The 15,101-nt window shown below is 27.2% G+C and carries 17 protein-coding genes, 1 pseudogene and 1 other annotated feature; of the genes and pseudogenes, 6 read left to right on the top strand and 12 right to left on the bottom strand.

Going from position 1 to position 15,101, the window contains the following annotated elements; all coding sequences use genetic code 11:
• Positions 1 to 124: 124 nt before the first annotated feature.
• Positions 125 to 456: a binding site (T-box leader), on the bottom strand.
• A 276-nt stretch (positions 457 to 732) separates the two neighbouring features.
• The 3 genes from cutA (at position 733) to B3603_RS11835 (ending at position 2,263) form a co-directional block, all read left to right on the top strand.
• Complete coding sequence (gene cutA / locus B3603_RS11845; RefSeq protein ID WP_291565017.1) at positions 733 to 1,065, top strand: divalent cation tolerance protein CutA; 333 nt, start codon at positions 733 to 735, stop codon at positions 1,063 to 1,065.
• A 203-nt stretch (positions 1,066 to 1,268) separates the two neighbouring features.
• The gene (locus tag B3603_RS11840; RefSeq protein ID WP_291565014.1) at positions 1,269 to 1,532 is read left to right on the top strand and encodes a hypothetical protein; all 264 of its coding nucleotides are present in this window, start codon (positions 1,269 to 1,271) and stop codon (positions 1,530 to 1,532) included.
• Positions 1,533 to 1,711: 179 nt separating this feature from the next.
• Positions 1,712 to 2,263 carry a sugar O-acetyltransferase gene (locus tag B3603_RS11835; protein ID WP_291565012.1) on the top strand — a complete coding sequence of 184 codons (552 nt, stop codon included), beginning with the start codon at positions 1,712 to 1,714 and terminating at the stop codon, positions 2,261 to 2,263.
• Between the two features lie 78 nt (positions 2,264 to 2,341).
• Here the strand turns inward: B3603_RS11835 and B3603_RS11830 are convergent, their stop codons facing one another.
• The 8 genes and pseudogenes from B3603_RS11830 to B3603_RS11795 form a co-directional block, all read right to left on the bottom strand.
• The gene (locus B3603_RS11830) at positions 2,342 to 3,418 is read right to left on the bottom strand and encodes an ABC transporter permease (RefSeq protein WP_291565009.1); all 1,077 of its coding nucleotides are present in this window, start codon (positions 3,416 to 3,418) and stop codon (positions 2,342 to 2,344) included.
• Positions 3,418 to 4,557: an ABC transporter permease gene (locus tag B3603_RS11825; protein WP_291565006.1), complete on the bottom strand. Its 1,140-nt coding sequence runs from the start codon at positions 4,555 to 4,557 to the stop codon at positions 3,418 to 3,420. The genes B3603_RS11830 and B3603_RS11825 overlap by 1 nt, the downstream gene beginning before the upstream one ends.
• 2 nt (positions 4,558 to 4,559) lie before the next feature.
• Positions 4,560 to 5,503 (bottom strand): annotated as a pseudogene (locus tag B3603_RS11820) (ATP-binding cassette domain-containing protein).
• Positions 5,504 to 5,752: 249 nt separating this feature from the next.
• Positions 5,753 to 6,409 (bottom strand): response regulator transcription factor, encoded by a 657-nt coding sequence (locus B3603_RS11815; RefSeq protein ID WP_291565004.1) that lies wholly within the window; start codon positions 6,407 to 6,409, stop codon positions 5,753 to 5,755.
• Positions 6,410 to 6,434: 25 nt separating this feature from the next.
• Positions 6,435 to 7,601, bottom strand: a complete 1,167-nt coding sequence (locus B3603_RS11810; RefSeq protein WP_291565002.1) for a sensor histidine kinase — start codon at positions 7,599 to 7,601, stop codon at positions 6,435 to 6,437.
• Positions 7,602 to 7,786: 185 nt separating this feature from the next.
• Positions 7,787 to 8,047: a TIGR04076 family protein gene (locus B3603_RS11805; protein WP_291564999.1), complete on the bottom strand. Its 261-nt coding sequence runs from the start codon at positions 8,045 to 8,047 to the stop codon at positions 7,787 to 7,789.
• Between the two features lie 201 nt (positions 8,048 to 8,248).
• Complete coding sequence (gene aac(6') / locus B3603_RS11800; protein ID WP_291564997.1) at positions 8,249 to 8,695, bottom strand: aminoglycoside 6'-N-acetyltransferase; 447 nt, start codon at positions 8,693 to 8,695, stop codon at positions 8,249 to 8,251.
• Positions 8,696 to 8,786: 91 nt separating this feature from the next.
• A complete protein-coding gene (locus tag B3603_RS11795; RefSeq protein ID WP_291564995.1) occupies positions 8,787 to 9,782 on the bottom strand; it encodes an aromatic acid exporter family protein in 996 nt (331 codons plus the stop codon).
• 149 nt (positions 9,783 to 9,931) lie between these two features.
• On the opposite strand from B3603_RS11795, the gene B3603_RS11790 reads away from it, so the two are divergent.
• From B3603_RS11790 to B3603_RS11780, 3 genes are all read left to right on the top strand, one after another.
• Positions 9,932 to 10,078 carry a hypothetical protein gene (locus B3603_RS11790; RefSeq protein ID WP_291564994.1) on the top strand — a complete coding sequence of 49 codons (147 nt, stop codon included), beginning with the start codon at positions 9,932 to 9,934 and terminating at the stop codon, positions 10,076 to 10,078.
• A 258-nt stretch (positions 10,079 to 10,336) separates the two neighbouring features.
• Positions 10,337 to 10,570: a hypothetical protein gene (locus tag B3603_RS11785; protein WP_291564991.1), complete on the top strand. Its 234-nt coding sequence runs from the start codon at positions 10,337 to 10,339 to the stop codon at positions 10,568 to 10,570.
• Complete coding sequence (locus B3603_RS11780; protein ID WP_291564988.1) at positions 10,567 to 10,827, top strand: hypothetical protein; 261 nt, start codon at positions 10,567 to 10,569, stop codon at positions 10,825 to 10,827. Before B3603_RS11785 ends, B3603_RS11780 begins: the two co-directional genes overlap by 4 nt.
• A 530-nt stretch (positions 10,828 to 11,357) precedes the next feature.
• Here B3603_RS11780 and B3603_RS11775 read toward each other — a convergent pair.
• The 4 genes from B3603_RS11775 to B3603_RS11760 form a co-directional block, all read right to left on the bottom strand.
• Positions 11,358 to 13,124 (bottom strand): ABC transporter ATP-binding protein, encoded by a 1,767-nt coding sequence (locus B3603_RS11775; protein ID WP_291564985.1) that lies wholly within the window; start codon positions 13,122 to 13,124, stop codon positions 11,358 to 11,360.
• A gap of 17 nt (positions 13,125 to 13,141) precedes the next feature.
• Complete coding sequence (locus tag B3603_RS11770) at positions 13,142 to 14,437, bottom strand: lanthionine synthetase LanC family protein (protein WP_291564982.1); 1,296 nt, start codon at positions 14,435 to 14,437, stop codon at positions 13,142 to 13,144.
• Positions 14,438 to 14,503: 66 nt separating this feature from the next.
• Entirely contained in the window at positions 14,504 to 14,680 is a 177-nt protein-coding gene (locus B3603_RS11765; protein WP_291564978.1) for a hypothetical protein, read from the bottom strand.
• Positions 14,681 to 14,703: 23 nt separating this feature from the next.
• The gene (locus B3603_RS11760; RefSeq protein WP_291564974.1) at positions 14,704 to 14,967 is read right to left on the bottom strand and encodes a hypothetical protein; all 264 of its coding nucleotides are present in this window, start codon (positions 14,965 to 14,967) and stop codon (positions 14,704 to 14,706) included.
• Positions 14,968 to 15,101: the final 134 nt, after the last annotated feature.

Here is a 15,101-nt window from a genome sequence, read left to right as displayed (position 1 = left end):
TATTTAAAAAACTAGTTTTTATAATTAATCTAATTTACAATTATTTATTTTTAATTTTGATATATTAGTTTACTTGATGAAAGCTTTCTTTTCTAATAAAAATTAAAATCCCTTGAGATAAATCTCAAGGGACGAAAAATTCGCGGTACCACCCTAATTAACCTTAATATATAATTAAATTTTAAGCAGCACATTATGAAAATTAAAAAACTCTCACTCATTGTGCATGAGTGAGAGTGTAAACTTCACGGTACCATCCTGCTTAACCTCAATTAAAAATTAAAGTTATCTCTAATCCTGTAACGTAGGAATACGTTTTATCCTATTAACTAAAATAGCGTTCAGATAAACTTCTCTGGAATGTCATTCAGCATTGTTTTTCTCATGAGGCTTCCACCATCCCTCATTCGCTTTAGATACTAACCCAATACCTACTCTTTCCTTCATAGAATTTAATAAGATTTTACTACTAAATATTCAATTTGTCAATATAATTTTAATATTAAAAAAATAATTTTTCACTTCTCCTAAAGCTCTTTAATTCTATTTCATTTACTTTAACTCATTATACAAATTACGTTCCATATAAAATCTATGAATTCTATAATATTAAATATCATTTATAATGAAATTGACTAATATTGTGCTTAATTTACCATTATGATACTATTTTTATATATAGGCTATCAGATAATATTTAATAATTATAATAAGAAAGTAGTGAGTTTAATTATGGAGTTTAATGAATTCAAACTTGAAATATATGTTCCAAGAGAATACATATTAGAATTGAGAAATGGACTTAATAATGTAAATGCTTGTAGAGTTGGAAACTACGATAATTGTATTTCTATAACTGATGTTACAGGATATTGGAGGCCTTTAAAAGGTTCAAATCCTTTCAATGGTGAAGTAGATAAAATATGTGAAGGCGAAGAATGTAAGCTTGAGGTAAGGTGCAAAAGAGAATATATAAAGGATGCCATCAAAACTATTAAAGATATTCATCCTTACGAAGAACCACTAATTAATATTATTCCAATTGTAAATGAGCTATTCGAATAGAAAACTAAATAATAAATTTTTTTCATTGCAATATATCTCTTTTAACAATAATTAAATATTTATTCTAATGTTTTTATTGCAACTAATGAAGCTCATAATAATATTTTTAATTTTCAAAAAATAAGTTTTATAATCTGTTGACTTTTAATTCTATACATTATATCCTCTAGATAATCTCTAAATTAATTAAGGGGGTATTCAATATGAGGGGCTATGTATTTTCCAAGCGAAATATTACAATTTTTATCACATCCTTCATAGTAACTACTCTAATGAGAATAAAAGCAGTGAAAACATATCTAATTCCCTTTAATGCTTGTACAGAGAATTTATATGAAGCATGGTGTAGTTATATATCTTGGATGATTAGTCATAATAAACTTTTAGATTATTTTATCATTCTAATCTTACCTTCGTTATTAATTGCATTGATAATAACTTTTATACTAAATATTTTTCAAAAATAATAAAACCCTATGAGAGCTGTTGTCTTTCATAGGGTTTATTAAAATTATGATTTTTAATATATTTTTATAATTTACTTATTTTATTCTAAAATCTAATTATATTATTATAATCTTTTAAATACTAACATACAATAATCATATATAAATACTTAAAAAACTACGATTAAAGGAGATATTTTATGACAGAAAAAGAAAAAATGATCAAGGGTCATCCTTATATAGCAAATGATCCTGAATTAGTAAAAGAGAGAATGAGAGCTCGAAAATTAACTAGGCTTTTTAATAATTCCTCTGAAGATGAAATAGATAAGCGTATTTCTATATTAAAAGAACTCTTTGGATCTACAGGAGAATCTCTTTATATAGAACCCACTTTTCGTTGTGATTATGGATATAACATACATGTAGGAGAAAATTTCTATGCTAACTTTAACTGTGTTATATTAGATGTTTGTGAAATACGTATAGGATGTAATTGCTTTATAGCTCCTGGTGTACATATATATACAGCCTATCACCCACTTGATCCTATAGAAAGACTTAAAACTGAGTTTGGAAAACCAGTAACCATAGGAGACAACGTTTGGATAGGTGGCAATTCTACTATAAACCCTGGTGTAACTATAGGTGATAACGTAGTTATTGCTTCTGGCTCTGTTATAGTAAAAGACATACCTAACAATGTAGTTGTTGGAGGCAATCCTGCTAAGATAATAAAAACTATAAAATAATAACTTTTATAAATATATATGTATTTATAAATATTAAAAAATATAACCTAATAGGATAGTTCTATTAGGTTATATTTTTTAATCTATAAAGTTTTTTGTCTTAAAAGTTCCTGCGGTAAATAAAGCTAATGCAAACAATACTACTATAAATGATAACGAAACATTTCCCGTGTCAATCGATTGTAGTGCCCAATATTGTGGAGTAAATTTTGAAAATACTCTTATACCTTTAGGTAAAAGGTCTATAGGCATAAAACTTCCTCCAACAAAGCATGTAAAAGATATTATTATTTGTAACACTATAGATATAAGATTTTCGTTTTTAATTATCCTTGTAATAAATACTCCTAAGCTAAGTGCAAGTAATACTAAAAACACTATATTTAATATTATAATAGGTGCTTTATTTAGGTAGCTGTTTGAATTTATAAATAAATTTAATAAAAATATTCCGCTATATCCTAGTGAAGATATTAAAAATAATGCTGCTAGAACTCCTCCAATTATAGTCCTAGGCTTATTTGATGTAGTAAAACTTCTTTTTAAGATATTTTGTCTTTTAAGTTCAAATAACTCCATAGAAATTCCTATAGAACTAAATAAAACAAAGCTTATAATCATATTCAAAGTTATTATATCACCCATTACTTTTTTATCTTTGCCTATTACATTTATATTATTTTTTTCGTAATTTAGAGCTTCTAATGAAATGTCTTTCCCATTATTTTTAAGTTCACTTCTCAAAATCATCTTATTTATTAAAGAATTTGCACTAAACTGAAAGTTGCCTGACTCTGCACCTTCTTCTATTTTATGTGAAATAATTTGAGGTTTTTCGCCTTTAGATATTAGCTCTGAAAACCCTTCTGGAATCTCATAACATAAAGACATTCTTTTCTTCTTAACTCTTTCTATTCCTTCATCTTTTTTATAAATTTTAACTTTACTATTTTTTTGAATTTCCTTTATGAACTCTTCTCCATAAGCACCTTTATCATTATTTATAATTGCATATTCTTTCTCCGTATTAATTCTATTAAATATAAATCCAAGAGTTAAAATAACTATAGCTGGCAATAGAAAGTTTGCAATAACAATTTTTTTACTTTTAGTGATTCTTTTTAAATTACTGTTTAAAACAATTAAGAATTTCATCATTGCTCCTCCCAACTAACTTTAACTCTAATAAAACTTACAATTAAAAGTATTAACGATAACATCATCATAATTATTATCTGATTTTTAGCTCCATAAATTTCTTGAGCTATAGATAAATTTTTATATGAATTTAATATCAATGAGTTTGGTGAAATATCTGAAAGAAACTTTAAAATCTTAATCTCTATTAAATCAGAGTAAAAAAATACTCCACCAATTACAGCTGGTATGAATACAATGATATTCATAATAGAATTTGCTATTTTCTCACTTTTTATAAAAGAAATTATCATTCCTACTACAGCTGTTTGAAGTAAGCTTTGAAGTATTATAATTATAATATTCCCTATAAAATTACCTAAGAACGCTATTCCTAATATTATATTTGCAACTATATAAATAAAATTTATAACTAATGTTAAGATAAAACAAGAACTTAAATATCCCAAAAGATAACTTATCTCACTATTTGGCGTAGAAAAACTTCTTCTAACTACTCCTTGTTTCTTCTCTTTATAAAACTCTTTTATTAGAACTATAACAAGCATTATTGATGTAAAACTAAACATTGAAATTGTATAATACTCTCTAGCTCCTAAACTTTTATAGCCCTCTACCAACTGTTCTTTTATTAACGGTTTTTTATTATTTTCTTGTAATTTAAATAGTAGCTTATTTATTAATTCCCCTTTTTCTACAGAGGTTAAATTTAATTTATTTACATTATCTACTACTACATTATATTGATTTATATTTTCATTAAAGATTTCCATAAATCCCTTCACCATGTCTACTTGAGCATCTGATCCCTTTAATTTTTTAATGTCTATGGTTTTAAAATCATCACTTATGATTACTTTACATTGGGGTTCTTCATCTGCTACAACAGTTATAAAGCTTTTCGTTTCTTTGTCCTTTAGTATTGTTGTTAAAACTTTTCCTTCTTTTGAAGATTTATCATAATCAAAAATAACCTTTATTGGTTCAAAATGACTTTTTCCTTGAAACATATCCTCTTGCATTGCGCCGTATATATAAGCCATTATCATTGGAAAAATCAAAAAACAAATAATTGTAATTTTACCTTCTCTTAAAAATGATATTAAGTTCTTTTTAATCTGAGGAAATATTTGCATTTTTATTCCTCCTTATCTCTTAATTTTTTACCAGTTAAAGTTAAGAAGACTTCTTCTAAAGTTGGTTCTTCTATACCTATATTTTTGACTTCTACTTTATGTTTTGAAATTTCATTAAATAATTCATTAAGGGTTATCTTTTCATTGGCTATTATTTTAAGCTCTTCCCCTTTTATTTCTACTCCTCTTATGGTAGAAAGCTTCTTTATATCAAACATAAGTTCTTCTAACTCTCCTTGAGCTTTTATTTTTATTACCTTATCACTTTTAACCATTCTTTTTAATTCTTCTTTACTCCCATAAGCAACTTCTTTTCCTAAATCAAGAATAAATATATTGTCACAGAGTGTTTCTATCTCCTCCATATAATGGGAAGTGTATATTATTGTTGAATTATATTCTTTATTCATTTTCTTAACCACTTCAAAAATATGATTTCTTGATTGAGGATCTACTCCTACTGTAGGCTCATCCATAATCAAAACCTCTGGATGATGCATCATAGCTGCAGCTATATTAAGTCTTCTTTTCATTCCTCCAGAATATTTTTTTACAGGCTTTTTTATATGTTCCTGTAAAACTGCTATTTCTAAAGCTTCATTTATTCTCTCTCTTAACGTAGCTCCTCTTAGTCCATAAAGGCCTCCCCAATATTCTAAATTTTCTTTAGCATTTAGGTTTTCAAAAGAGCTATTTCTTGCGGAACTAGTCCTATTTTCTCCTTTGCCTTTAAAGGTTCCTTTGATATATTGTATCCCCCTATAACTACTTCTCCTCTATCTATTTTTAAGAGTCCAACCATCAAATTAATTAAGGTAGATTTACCAGCTCCATTAGGCCCAAGTAATCCAAAAATTTCACCCTTTTCTATTCCTAAAGAAACATTGTCTATAACAAGTTTATCATTAAATCTTTTTGTTAAGTTTTTAATTTCTATAAACTTCATACTAATTACCTCCATTAACCTTATAAGTCAATTATAAATTAATTTTGTCATTCTACCTATTAGCCTAGGTAATCATATTAAATGACTTAAGTCATTTAATATAGTGCTAAAAGCAAAAGAGGCTGATTATAATCAACCTCTTTAGACCTAAGTACTTTCTAAAATGTTTCAATTCTTAATTTAATATTTATTTTTATTGCCAATTATTTTAAATTTGAATGTCAAACTAAAAACTATCAGATTATAATATTACTGAGCCAAGTTATTTTTAAAAGCAAATATAGCTATCTGAGTTCTATCTCTGAGGGAAAGCTTCGAAAGTATGGTAGTTATATTGTTTTTTATAGTCCCTTCAGTTAAAAACATTTTTTCTCCTATTTCTTTATTTGATAATCCTTTAGCTATTTCCTTAATTATAGTTAACTCTCTTTCCGTTAATCCTGTTTCTTTTTCTATATTTTCTGTCTTTAACTGTTCACATTGTGTTTCTTCCTTTACCATAAACTTTGCAATAATCTCTGGATGAACTACTACATTACCTCCATGAACTGCTTTAATTCCGCCATATATTAAATCATAAGAACTATCTTTAAGAAGATATCCTGAAGCACCATTTTTAAGAGCCTCCTCAATATACTCTCCATCTTTAAAGGTAGTTAAAACTAAAACTTTCGTATTAGGTGTAGTTTCCTTAATTAGCTTTGTTCCAAGCACCCCGTCACATTCTTCCATCCTTATATCCATCAAAACCACGTCAACAGTATTTTCTCTGCAGAATTCAAAGGCAACTCTTCCATTTTCACATATGGACAAGACTTGAATATCTTCATAGGTGGAAAGTATTATTTTTAACCCTTCTCTAATTAATTTTTCATCATCAACTATTATTATTTTTATTTTATCCATTTATTTCGCTCTCCTATAATAAAAATTATACTCCATCTAAACTTAGCTTCACCTTATCCATTGCTACTACAAGCTCAAAGCCTTGCCCTTCTTTAGTAAAATACTCTATATTTCCTCCCCAAGTTGCAACTCTTTCTTTTATGCTTTGAAGTCCCATTCCTGGTATAACCTTAGAACATCCTACTCCATTATCTTTTAAATGGATTCTTAAACGAGTTTCTAAAAAATTTAAGAATATTTTTACCTCTGTTGACTTACCATGTCTCACAGCATTAGATAAAAATTCTTGAATTATTCTATATATAACCATGGTCTGATCTGAGTTTAATTTCCAAATACTATCTGATACTCTTAATTTCACCTCTACCCCTGTAAGCTTCTGAAAGTTTTTTATCATTTCTGATATAGCTATTACACCTTCATACTCCTCAAATTCTCTAGGCTTCATAGCCCTCACAGCGCCTCTAACTCTTTCCATACTTTCTTTTGTAAAATCACCTAAATTCTTAGCCATCCTTGAAGCTGTTTCTTCATCACTTTTGCATATTTTTTCAATAGCTCCTAACTGTATTATTATTGTAGATAATGCATGTCCAACATTATCATGTATTTCCCTTGATATTCTATTTCTTTCTCTTAAAATAGTAATTTCTTCTATAGTATTAGCGTAAACTTCCAATTCTTTATTTACTCTTTTTAGTTCTTCATCTTTCTCTCTTAACTTATCATATAAGTTTTGAGCCTCTAACTTTCTTCCTTCTTCATCTTTTACTTTTGCTAATAATAAAAATATAGGTAAAGCTGCTATAAGCCAACTTATCAGCAGTTCTGAATTCTTTTGAGTAATTATCAATATTGTTATTCCTAATATATATATTAGTGTGTACACTTTTTTAAACATATAAATAATATCTATTAACGACAAAACAAATATTAATCCACCAAAGTTTCCAGCTAAAATATATAATTTATAACCTAACAATATTTCAACTGTCAGTGACGGCACTATGAAAGTATTTTCCTTAGGCAATATAAAAAACCTTAACTGATTATTTATAATATAAGTTAGCAAAATTATAATTTCTATTGAACCTATATTTTTATACTCTTTACCAAAAGACAGTAGAAAAAGTAATATATATCCATACCTTAAAAATATCATATATTTTTGTTGTTGTACTTTTCTAAACATGTTTCCCCCTTAATAAATTTATTTAATGAAGTTTTAATTCTTCATAGTTTACTATATATAATATAAATCTATCCTTACTCATTATTTTACAATAATAATCTATTGCTGCAAAACAAAAAGAACTACTTTATATAAGCAGTTCTATATTTTCCCCTTCTCCTTTAATAAGCAATATAATCACATTGTTATTTAAATTCACTTTCTTCTACTTCTCCATAAATAACAACTCTACCATTATCAGGACATTTCATTTCAAATTTTTTCTCTTTATAATTACCATAGTCTAATGTAGCACCATTTAGAAGAGCGTATACGCTTGGGTATATACTATTCCAAAGTTCATGGCAAATAGGTGGACATATGTCTTCAAGAATAAAACTATCACCATTTTTATAATATCCACATCTGCATTTACTTTCTTTTATTGTTAATTTAACTTTTGGCATAATTTTTTCACTCCTTAAATGGCCATAAATTACTACAGTTGTATACTAAATTATAGATTATCTATGTGATAAATATATTTTCAAATCACTGATATAATAATATTATTATCTTAAAATTTTCTTTTAAAAAATTAATTTTACAATTATAATTCAATAAATAACAGCTTCTTTTTAATTATTGAATCATTAAAGCTAAAATAATTAGCCTATATTCTTTAAAAAGCATATTATTCTATTAACTTCTGTATATCCTATTTTTTTATGAAAGTTATAGCTCTCTACATTATGAAATTCAACATCGGACCCCATTTGTGTACATCCTCTTGATTTTGCCCATTCTTCGCCACTTCTAACTAATATCTTAGCAATATCTTTTCCTCTATGATTTTCTTTTACAAATATACCTTCTATAAATCCAACAGGACTAGAATTTGATCCTTCTACATAGTCATGCCTTATAGCAACATGATTAAATCCAATAAATTCATCTTCTAGCTTGTATAAAAGTATTCTTTCTTTTTCATTATTTAAAATTTCAGTTAGTTCTTCTTTGAGTCCCTCATAAGTATTATTAGGCCATAGTTGTAAGGCCATAATTGTAATATCATCAATATCTTTTAAACTTGCAAATACAACATTTCTATCCATATCTCCCTCTCACTTCACTAAATTATTAATTGAACTAAACTAATAATATTCAAATAATCATGTTTATATTTCAATAACTTTTTTAACTATACTACTTTTCACTTGGCCAAAAATATCCAATTTCTTCTCTATCTAAGTTATTTTTAAAATCTCGTTTTACTTCTAATAGGTACTCTAAATCATTTAAAAATTGAAATAGTATTGCTCTGCTCTCAAACTCTTCTCTAGTCTTTGGTAACTCTTGAATACGGCAGGCTTCTAAAACTAATTTAAATTCTTCTAATAACTCTTCTGCACTATTATATTCATGCAGCTCTAACGCAATTTTTTCTGCAAAACTTGCCACAATCTCCGTTTGAGTTGGCGTCATTTCAAACTTTACAATATGTTTACGCATATGTTCTAATATTGTAAATTGAGTAATTCTCATCTCCATATATTGTACATAGTATTTTACTTCATGCATAATATAATTATCTAAATGCTGTCTTGCACGCTCATTTGCTTCTTCTAACCGTTTTTCTAAATCCTGAAAAGTTTTCTCTTCATCTATATAAACAGAGTGACTTCTCAAGGTATAAGCCATATTTAATAAAATCTTACGTATACTTTCTTCAATATAACGTTGATCTTCTTTAATCTCCCCTTCAATTTTAGGCATATAAGCATTTAATAAAATTCCAATTCCTGCACCCACTGCCATCAACAATATTTCATTTTCCATCCAGTAAAATGAAATAGATTCTTCAACTAATAGATGAGTTACTAAAACAGAACTAACTACTATACCATCTGTCAAATTGAACTTTACCGTAAATGGAATAAAAATAAGTAAAAATACTCCAAAGGATATAGCATTGTAACCAAATACAGTAAATAAGATAGCTGCTATTCCTAGTGCCATTACTGTGGATTCAAATCTTTGAAAAGCTAAAGTAATTGATTTTTTCTTTGTATTTTGAATAGTTAAAATAGTAATAACCCCTGCTGATACAGCATATTGTAAACCTATTGCCTTAGCTAAGATAATGGCAAGTGTTGCTCCAATAGCAGTTTTTAATACTCTAAGTCCAATAAATCTCCCCATAGACGCCTCCTTTATCTGTGAAGTTATTATATTAAATTAACCTGTTGTACTAGTTAAATTAATATAATAACTTTACAAGTATAAAAACTCCAACATAATATGTTAACCTTTCATTAAAAATAAGCAAATAATCAATGGAGGTAATATATATGTTAGAGTCTCGTAACACAAATATTACCACAACAATTGAAGATTTAAAAGACTTTTTTACTTTAAGTCCTACTATAATTTATAGTATTTATCAAAAATGGTTTCTAATAAAATTAAAAACCGTAAAAATATTAATACTTCTATAATATTTGATAGTAAAATAATTACCATTGCTATTGTAGGTAACCTCATGACTATAGATTCTAAAAAATCATGGCTTGGATTTTGCTGAAAAAACTAAGAGAGTCGTTTCCTAAATTTTGCAATAAAACTCGTTTTAATTATACCCGTAAATTTCTTTTTAAAGTTATAGAACTAATCCATAAAAAACTTACTGAAATACTTGATTATTACTCAGATCCATATAGCATAGTAGACAGTATGCATATATATGCTTATAAATTTTGAAGAGCAAAGTTTCAGAAAAACATCCTACTTCTAAAGGAATTCAGCTTATAGATCTAACACTAGAAGATTTAAAATCTACTAAGCTTACAGCAAAATGGGAACAGACATTAAATTTAATAAGCAAAGGAAAGGAAAATCTTAAAGATTTCATAGAAGAAATGAGAAAGTATTCTATAGAACTTGTTAAGACAGTTTCGGAAGTACTACAAAATATGTTCATGACAATATGACTAGAGAAAAATGTCCTGATTGTGGTAAATACTTATTAGAGGTAAATGACAAAAAAGAAAAGATGCCTGTATGCCAAGACAGAACCTGTGGATACAAAAACGGAATAGCAAGAATAATTAATTCAATATGCCCAAAATATCACAAAAAGTCGAAGTTAAGAGGTCAAGAAGAAGGCCAAATATTTGTATGTCCAAATTGTAATTATAGAGAAAAAATGTCAGAGTTTAAAAGCAAAAAACAACAAGAAGATTACTAAACAAGAAATAAATAGATGCTTAAGAAAGCAGCAAAAAGAAAATAATGAACTTATAAATTCTGCACTAGCAGATGCTTTATCAAAATTAAAGTTTTAAATATAAATTTTATTATTATGAACATTTCAGGGAAAGAGATTTCACTGGAGTGTTAAACTATCTAAAAGTTAATGTGTACCTAATATAGTTACAATACTCCATTGTATAAATGTACAGTATATCTCTGAACAATACCAACAAATTTAACTAATATTTTAGAGAAAAACTAACAAATATTAAAATCAGGGTATAAATCTAAGAATTTGAATAATTTATTAGATTTTATCCAAAGCAAAGAGGTTAATCTAGTTTTATTAATATATTTATAGCAAAACTCTCTAAATATCTATCAGAAAGATTTTCATAGAAAAGTCAGCTTAACTATTAAATCTAATATAATTAATTTACTGCAAACCTTTTATATACAAAGGTTTGCAGTAAATATTTTTGTTGAGCGAAGTTTAAGAATAGTATTCATTTTCTATATTACTTTTTAAATTTGTAGATTGTATAACTGCTCATATTCTTCAGAAATTGCTAGTAGAGATTCATGGTTACCATCACCAACAATCCTGCCATCCTTAAGAACTATAATTTTATTAGCATTATTTATAAAATTGTTGAACTTATGTGTTATTACAAAACCAATCTTATCTTTGAAAACCTTTTTATATAGCTGAGCCATTTCAAATTCAGAAATAGAGTCTAAAGCTGCATTAGGTTCATCTAAAAAATATAACTCTGCATTCCTCATAAAAGTTCTGGAAAGTGCTACCTTCTGCCATTGTCCAAATGAAATCTGTTTTCCAGACTCAAACCAAAATCCAAGTTGTGTGTCAATGCCCTTTTCCTGTTCTCCAACTAATTTTTCAAGTTCAAATTGCCTGCATACATCATAAATTTTTTCATCTTCATTTATCATGTTTAAGTTACTATAAGAAACATTTTCCCTTATAGTTCCTTCATATTTAGTAAAATCCTGAAAAAGGGCCCCAATGTTTTTCAAGTAACTATCTTTTTCTATATCTCTAAGATTAATATTATTAATAAAAATTTCTCCTTCATATTCATCATAATATCCCATGAGTATCTTCATAAGAGTGCTTTTTCCACTTCCATTGCGCCCAACAATTGCAATAAAATCACCTCTTTTTATGCTTAAATTCACATCAATTAAAGCATATCTATCACTTTCATGGTATTTATACGATAAGTGGCTTATAGTTATGGACTCGATATGATCAATTTTAATAGTTCCACTTATATTTTTTTCTTCTAGTTCCATAAAATCAAACAGCTGTTCAATAAACATGCTAGATTTATTTAGCTCTGAAAAAGACATAATTACACTTTGAATTTCACTCTTAGCTGAAATCATTGCTCTCGTATAAGTTATCACATCTCCAATTAAAATTACTCCGATATACCCGCAGTATATGGTATATGAGAAAAGTCCTCCTATCAACAATTGTTCAAATATATTAAAAATGATTAAATATTTCAATCTTTTTTGTAAAATCCCTAAATCTTGTTTAATGAATTTTTGTGTCAATTTATTAAACTTTTCTATAAAATGTGAAAATAAATCATAAAGTTTTAATTCCTTGTAATTAATTCCACAAGTAATAATATAACTATAATACCACGCTTTCCTTTCATCATCTGTGCGTTTTTTTACCATATTAAATTCTTCTTTATTAATCTTATTACTTATCATAAATCTTATTATTGGAATGATAATAAGCAATGGCACAATCCAACTTTTAAAACTTAAAACAATTATAAAATAAGAAATGCTAGTAATCAACATACCTATAACATTTAAAGCTTTATCAAAATAAGAAAGTAATCCCCCCTCACCCTGTTGTTCAGCTCTTTGAATCATATTGTAAAGCTCACTTTTTTCAAAATCTTGAAGCTGTAACCTTGAAGCTTTTTGTAAAATCTCTCTCTTTATAATCAGATTAAAATTAAAAGCAAACTTAGATTTATAATATCCCCAAACCGTTTGTATTATGGTTTCAAATAAACCCAAACTCAAATATGCAATAATCAATATAAAAATTTCTTTCAGATCTTGTATACTGGTTTGTATCATATTTATAATTTCCTGCATTATTTTTAATGAGGCCGCTGGAATCAAACTAGTGACAATAACTATGCTCATTACACTATAAATATATCGTTTATCCACATCATAAATAATCCTAGTTATCTTAGTTAAAGTTTTTATGTAATTAATATTAAATTTCTTTTTCATTAACATCTCCACAAATTTTAAATTAGCATCAGTATTTTTTTATAATCATTTACGCCATATAACAGATCTAAAAAGACAAGTATACTACCTGTAACTCCACTTAGTAAAGAATACTCACCTATATAACCTTCTAATCTTCCATCTTCATTCTCTATCAAAGACATATCTTTGTGAACTTGATCCGTATTATAATCACTTAATGAAATAATCTTATCAATAATCTTATCAATCCCATACTCCATGCTCTGCCCACTACTCTCATTCATCAAACAAATCTTAGCTGCTAATACACTACTATACCCATGACAAAGAGCCGGACTTACTACATAAAATTGTTCTAGTGGAAGTTCTAATGCTTTTATTAGTTCACTTTTATAAAACTCACTTAAATCTTTTAATCCCATATTCTGTGCTGTTAACATTAATCCACGTAATATGCCAATATTGCCATAACACCAACTACAAGCATAATGGATATTATCTTCTTCAACCTTGTTATTTTTATATTCTTCAAAAGACAATTGTCCCGGCCAATATGAAATTCCGTTTTTAATAACTCTAAAATCATTATAAAATTTTAATATAGTATTTATAGCAATTTCCAAATCTTTATTTTTATAACCATAGCTATATGCTTTCGATAACGCTACTAAAGGTGCAATCATACCATGTGCCATACCAAAATTAAAATTTCCATTTGGATATAAGACTTTCTCTTCATCATTAAATTGCTGTTGAGATTGAATATGAAAATTGTAAATCATCTCATTCTTATAGTTATGTGTACTTGTTAACTTCACTAAATATTCTATAGCCTCTTCTATTGTTTCTTCATATAGTTCATCATCACCTCTATAATCAAGCAAATAATATAACACTCCTGAAATGCCTGATACACAATCATAATTACCCATTTCAGTATGTTCATAATTTTTTTGAAAGCTTTCCGCTCTGAATTTTGTTTCTTTCATTAAAAGAGTGTGCATACTTTTTGAAAATCCTTTTAACCTTCCTGTATTCTGGGAGTATAATTCCACAGCATAACACATATATCCAAATCCCGCTAAAATAGAAACATTATTCTTATGCACATGATAATTTTCAATATAATATTTTATCTTACAGCACATCTCATATCCTATTTCTTCCCATTTTTCCTTATCTTCATATGTTTTATATGCAATAGTTGATAAATGTAATATGTCTGCATAGTATATATATTTAATTTCATTTTTTTCATAATCCGATTTTATGCAATCTAAAGTACGATCTATATAGTTTTGTAATTTCTGGTATATCTCTTTATTTACCATGATGTTATTTCACCTTTCCTTAGTTATTTTGCATTATTGCTATTTACTCTCTGGTTTCGTGATTACCTATATTTCAGTTATTTCCTTTGTGGAACACAAAAGGTAATCTTCAAAAGCATTTGTAAAACAATTTTTATCTGATACTAATATATATTTGTTGCACTCCTCTATTCTCTTTTCTATAGTAGTTCCATCAATAGCTACCACAATATCTCCTAGCTTTAAAGGGGCCTTATCTTCCATGCCAGCAATGACAATCTTACCATCTATATTAAGTATTGATGATTTTGTTTTGTATGTTCCAAAGTGTTGTTGTAGCACCTTAAAGTTATCATAAAAAAACCATGAGAGTCATGAATATATATGGTAAGATTTGCAATAGATAATACATATGATTCCTTATCTTTTTGAAGTGCTAACTCAGGAATCTTGTCATAAAGTACTTGATTCCAATCTTCATCCATGAGATTTTTATATGGATAGAAATATTCTATAATACTCCAATAACGAAACAATCCAAGCAATCTCATTCCTGTGTCTTCATACTTTCTACCTACGTTTTTAGTATTATCAAATTTTATTTTTAACTATAACCATGAGACAGATTCTTATTTTTATATTTTAATAATAACTACTTATTCTTACTTATTCTTTCTTTTAGCAC

Origin of the sequence: Clostridium sp. UBA2485, assembly GCF_002341865.1 — a bacterium.
In the GTDB taxonomy this organism is placed as follows: domain Bacteria; phylum Bacillota; class Clostridia; order Clostridiales; family Clostridiaceae; genus Clostridium_J.
The sequence above is the reverse complement of the archived record's forward strand: the minus strand, read 5'-3'. Positions and strand labels throughout refer to the sequence as shown.

Excerpts from the sequence above, each read along its gene's own strand:
- cutA (WP_291565017.1), top strand. The coding sequence starts at position 733 with ATGGAGTTTAATGAATTCAAACTTGAAATATATGTTCCAAGAGAATAC.
- B3603_RS11840 (WP_291565014.1), top strand. The coding sequence starts at position 1,269 with ATGAGGGGCTATGTATTTTCCAAGCGAAATATTACAATTTTTATCACA.
- B3603_RS11835 (WP_291565012.1), top strand. The coding sequence starts at position 1,712 with ATGACAGAAAAAGAAAAAATGATCAAGGGTCATCCTTATATAGCAAAT.
- B3603_RS11830 (WP_291565009.1), bottom strand. The coding sequence starts at position 3,418 with ATGAAATTCTTAATTGTTTTAAACAGTAATTTAAAAAGAATCACTAAA.
- B3603_RS11825 (WP_291565006.1), bottom strand. The coding sequence starts at position 4,557 with ATGCAAATATTTCCTCAGATTAAAAAGAACTTAATATCATTTTTAAGA.
- B3603_RS11815 (WP_291565004.1), bottom strand. The coding sequence starts at position 6,409 with ATGGATAAAATAAAAATAATAATAGTTGATGATGAAAAATTAATTAGA.
- B3603_RS11810 (WP_291565002.1), bottom strand. The coding sequence starts at position 7,601 with ATGTTTAGAAAAGTACAACAACAAAAATATATGATATTTTTAAGGTAT.
- B3603_RS11805 (WP_291564999.1), bottom strand. The coding sequence starts at position 8,047 with ATGCCAAAAGTTAAATTAACAATAAAAGAAAGTAAATGCAGATGTGGA.
- B3603_RS11795 (WP_291564995.1), bottom strand. The coding sequence starts at position 9,782 with ATGGGGAGATTTATTGGACTTAGAGTATTAAAAACTGCTATTGGAGCA.
- B3603_RS11790 (WP_291564994.1), top strand. The coding sequence starts at position 9,932 with ATGTTAGAGTCTCGTAACACAAATATTACCACAACAATTGAAGATTTA.
- B3603_RS11780 (WP_291564988.1), top strand. The coding sequence starts at position 10,567 with ATGACTAGAGAAAAATGTCCTGATTGTGGTAAATACTTATTAGAGGTA.
- B3603_RS11775 (WP_291564985.1), bottom strand. The coding sequence starts at position 13,124 with ATGAAAAAGAAATTTAATATTAATTACATAAAAACTTTAACTAAGATA.
- B3603_RS11770 (WP_291564982.1), bottom strand. The coding sequence starts at position 14,437 with ATGGTAAATAAAGAGATATACCAGAAATTACAAAACTATATAGATCGT.
- B3603_RS11765 (WP_291564978.1), bottom strand. The coding sequence starts at position 14,680 with ATGGAAGATAAGGCCCCTTTAAAGCTAGGAGATATTGTGGTAGCTATT.
- B3603_RS11760 (WP_291564974.1), bottom strand. The coding sequence starts at position 14,967 with ATGAGATTGCTTGGATTGTTTCGTTATTGGAGTATTATAGAATATTTC.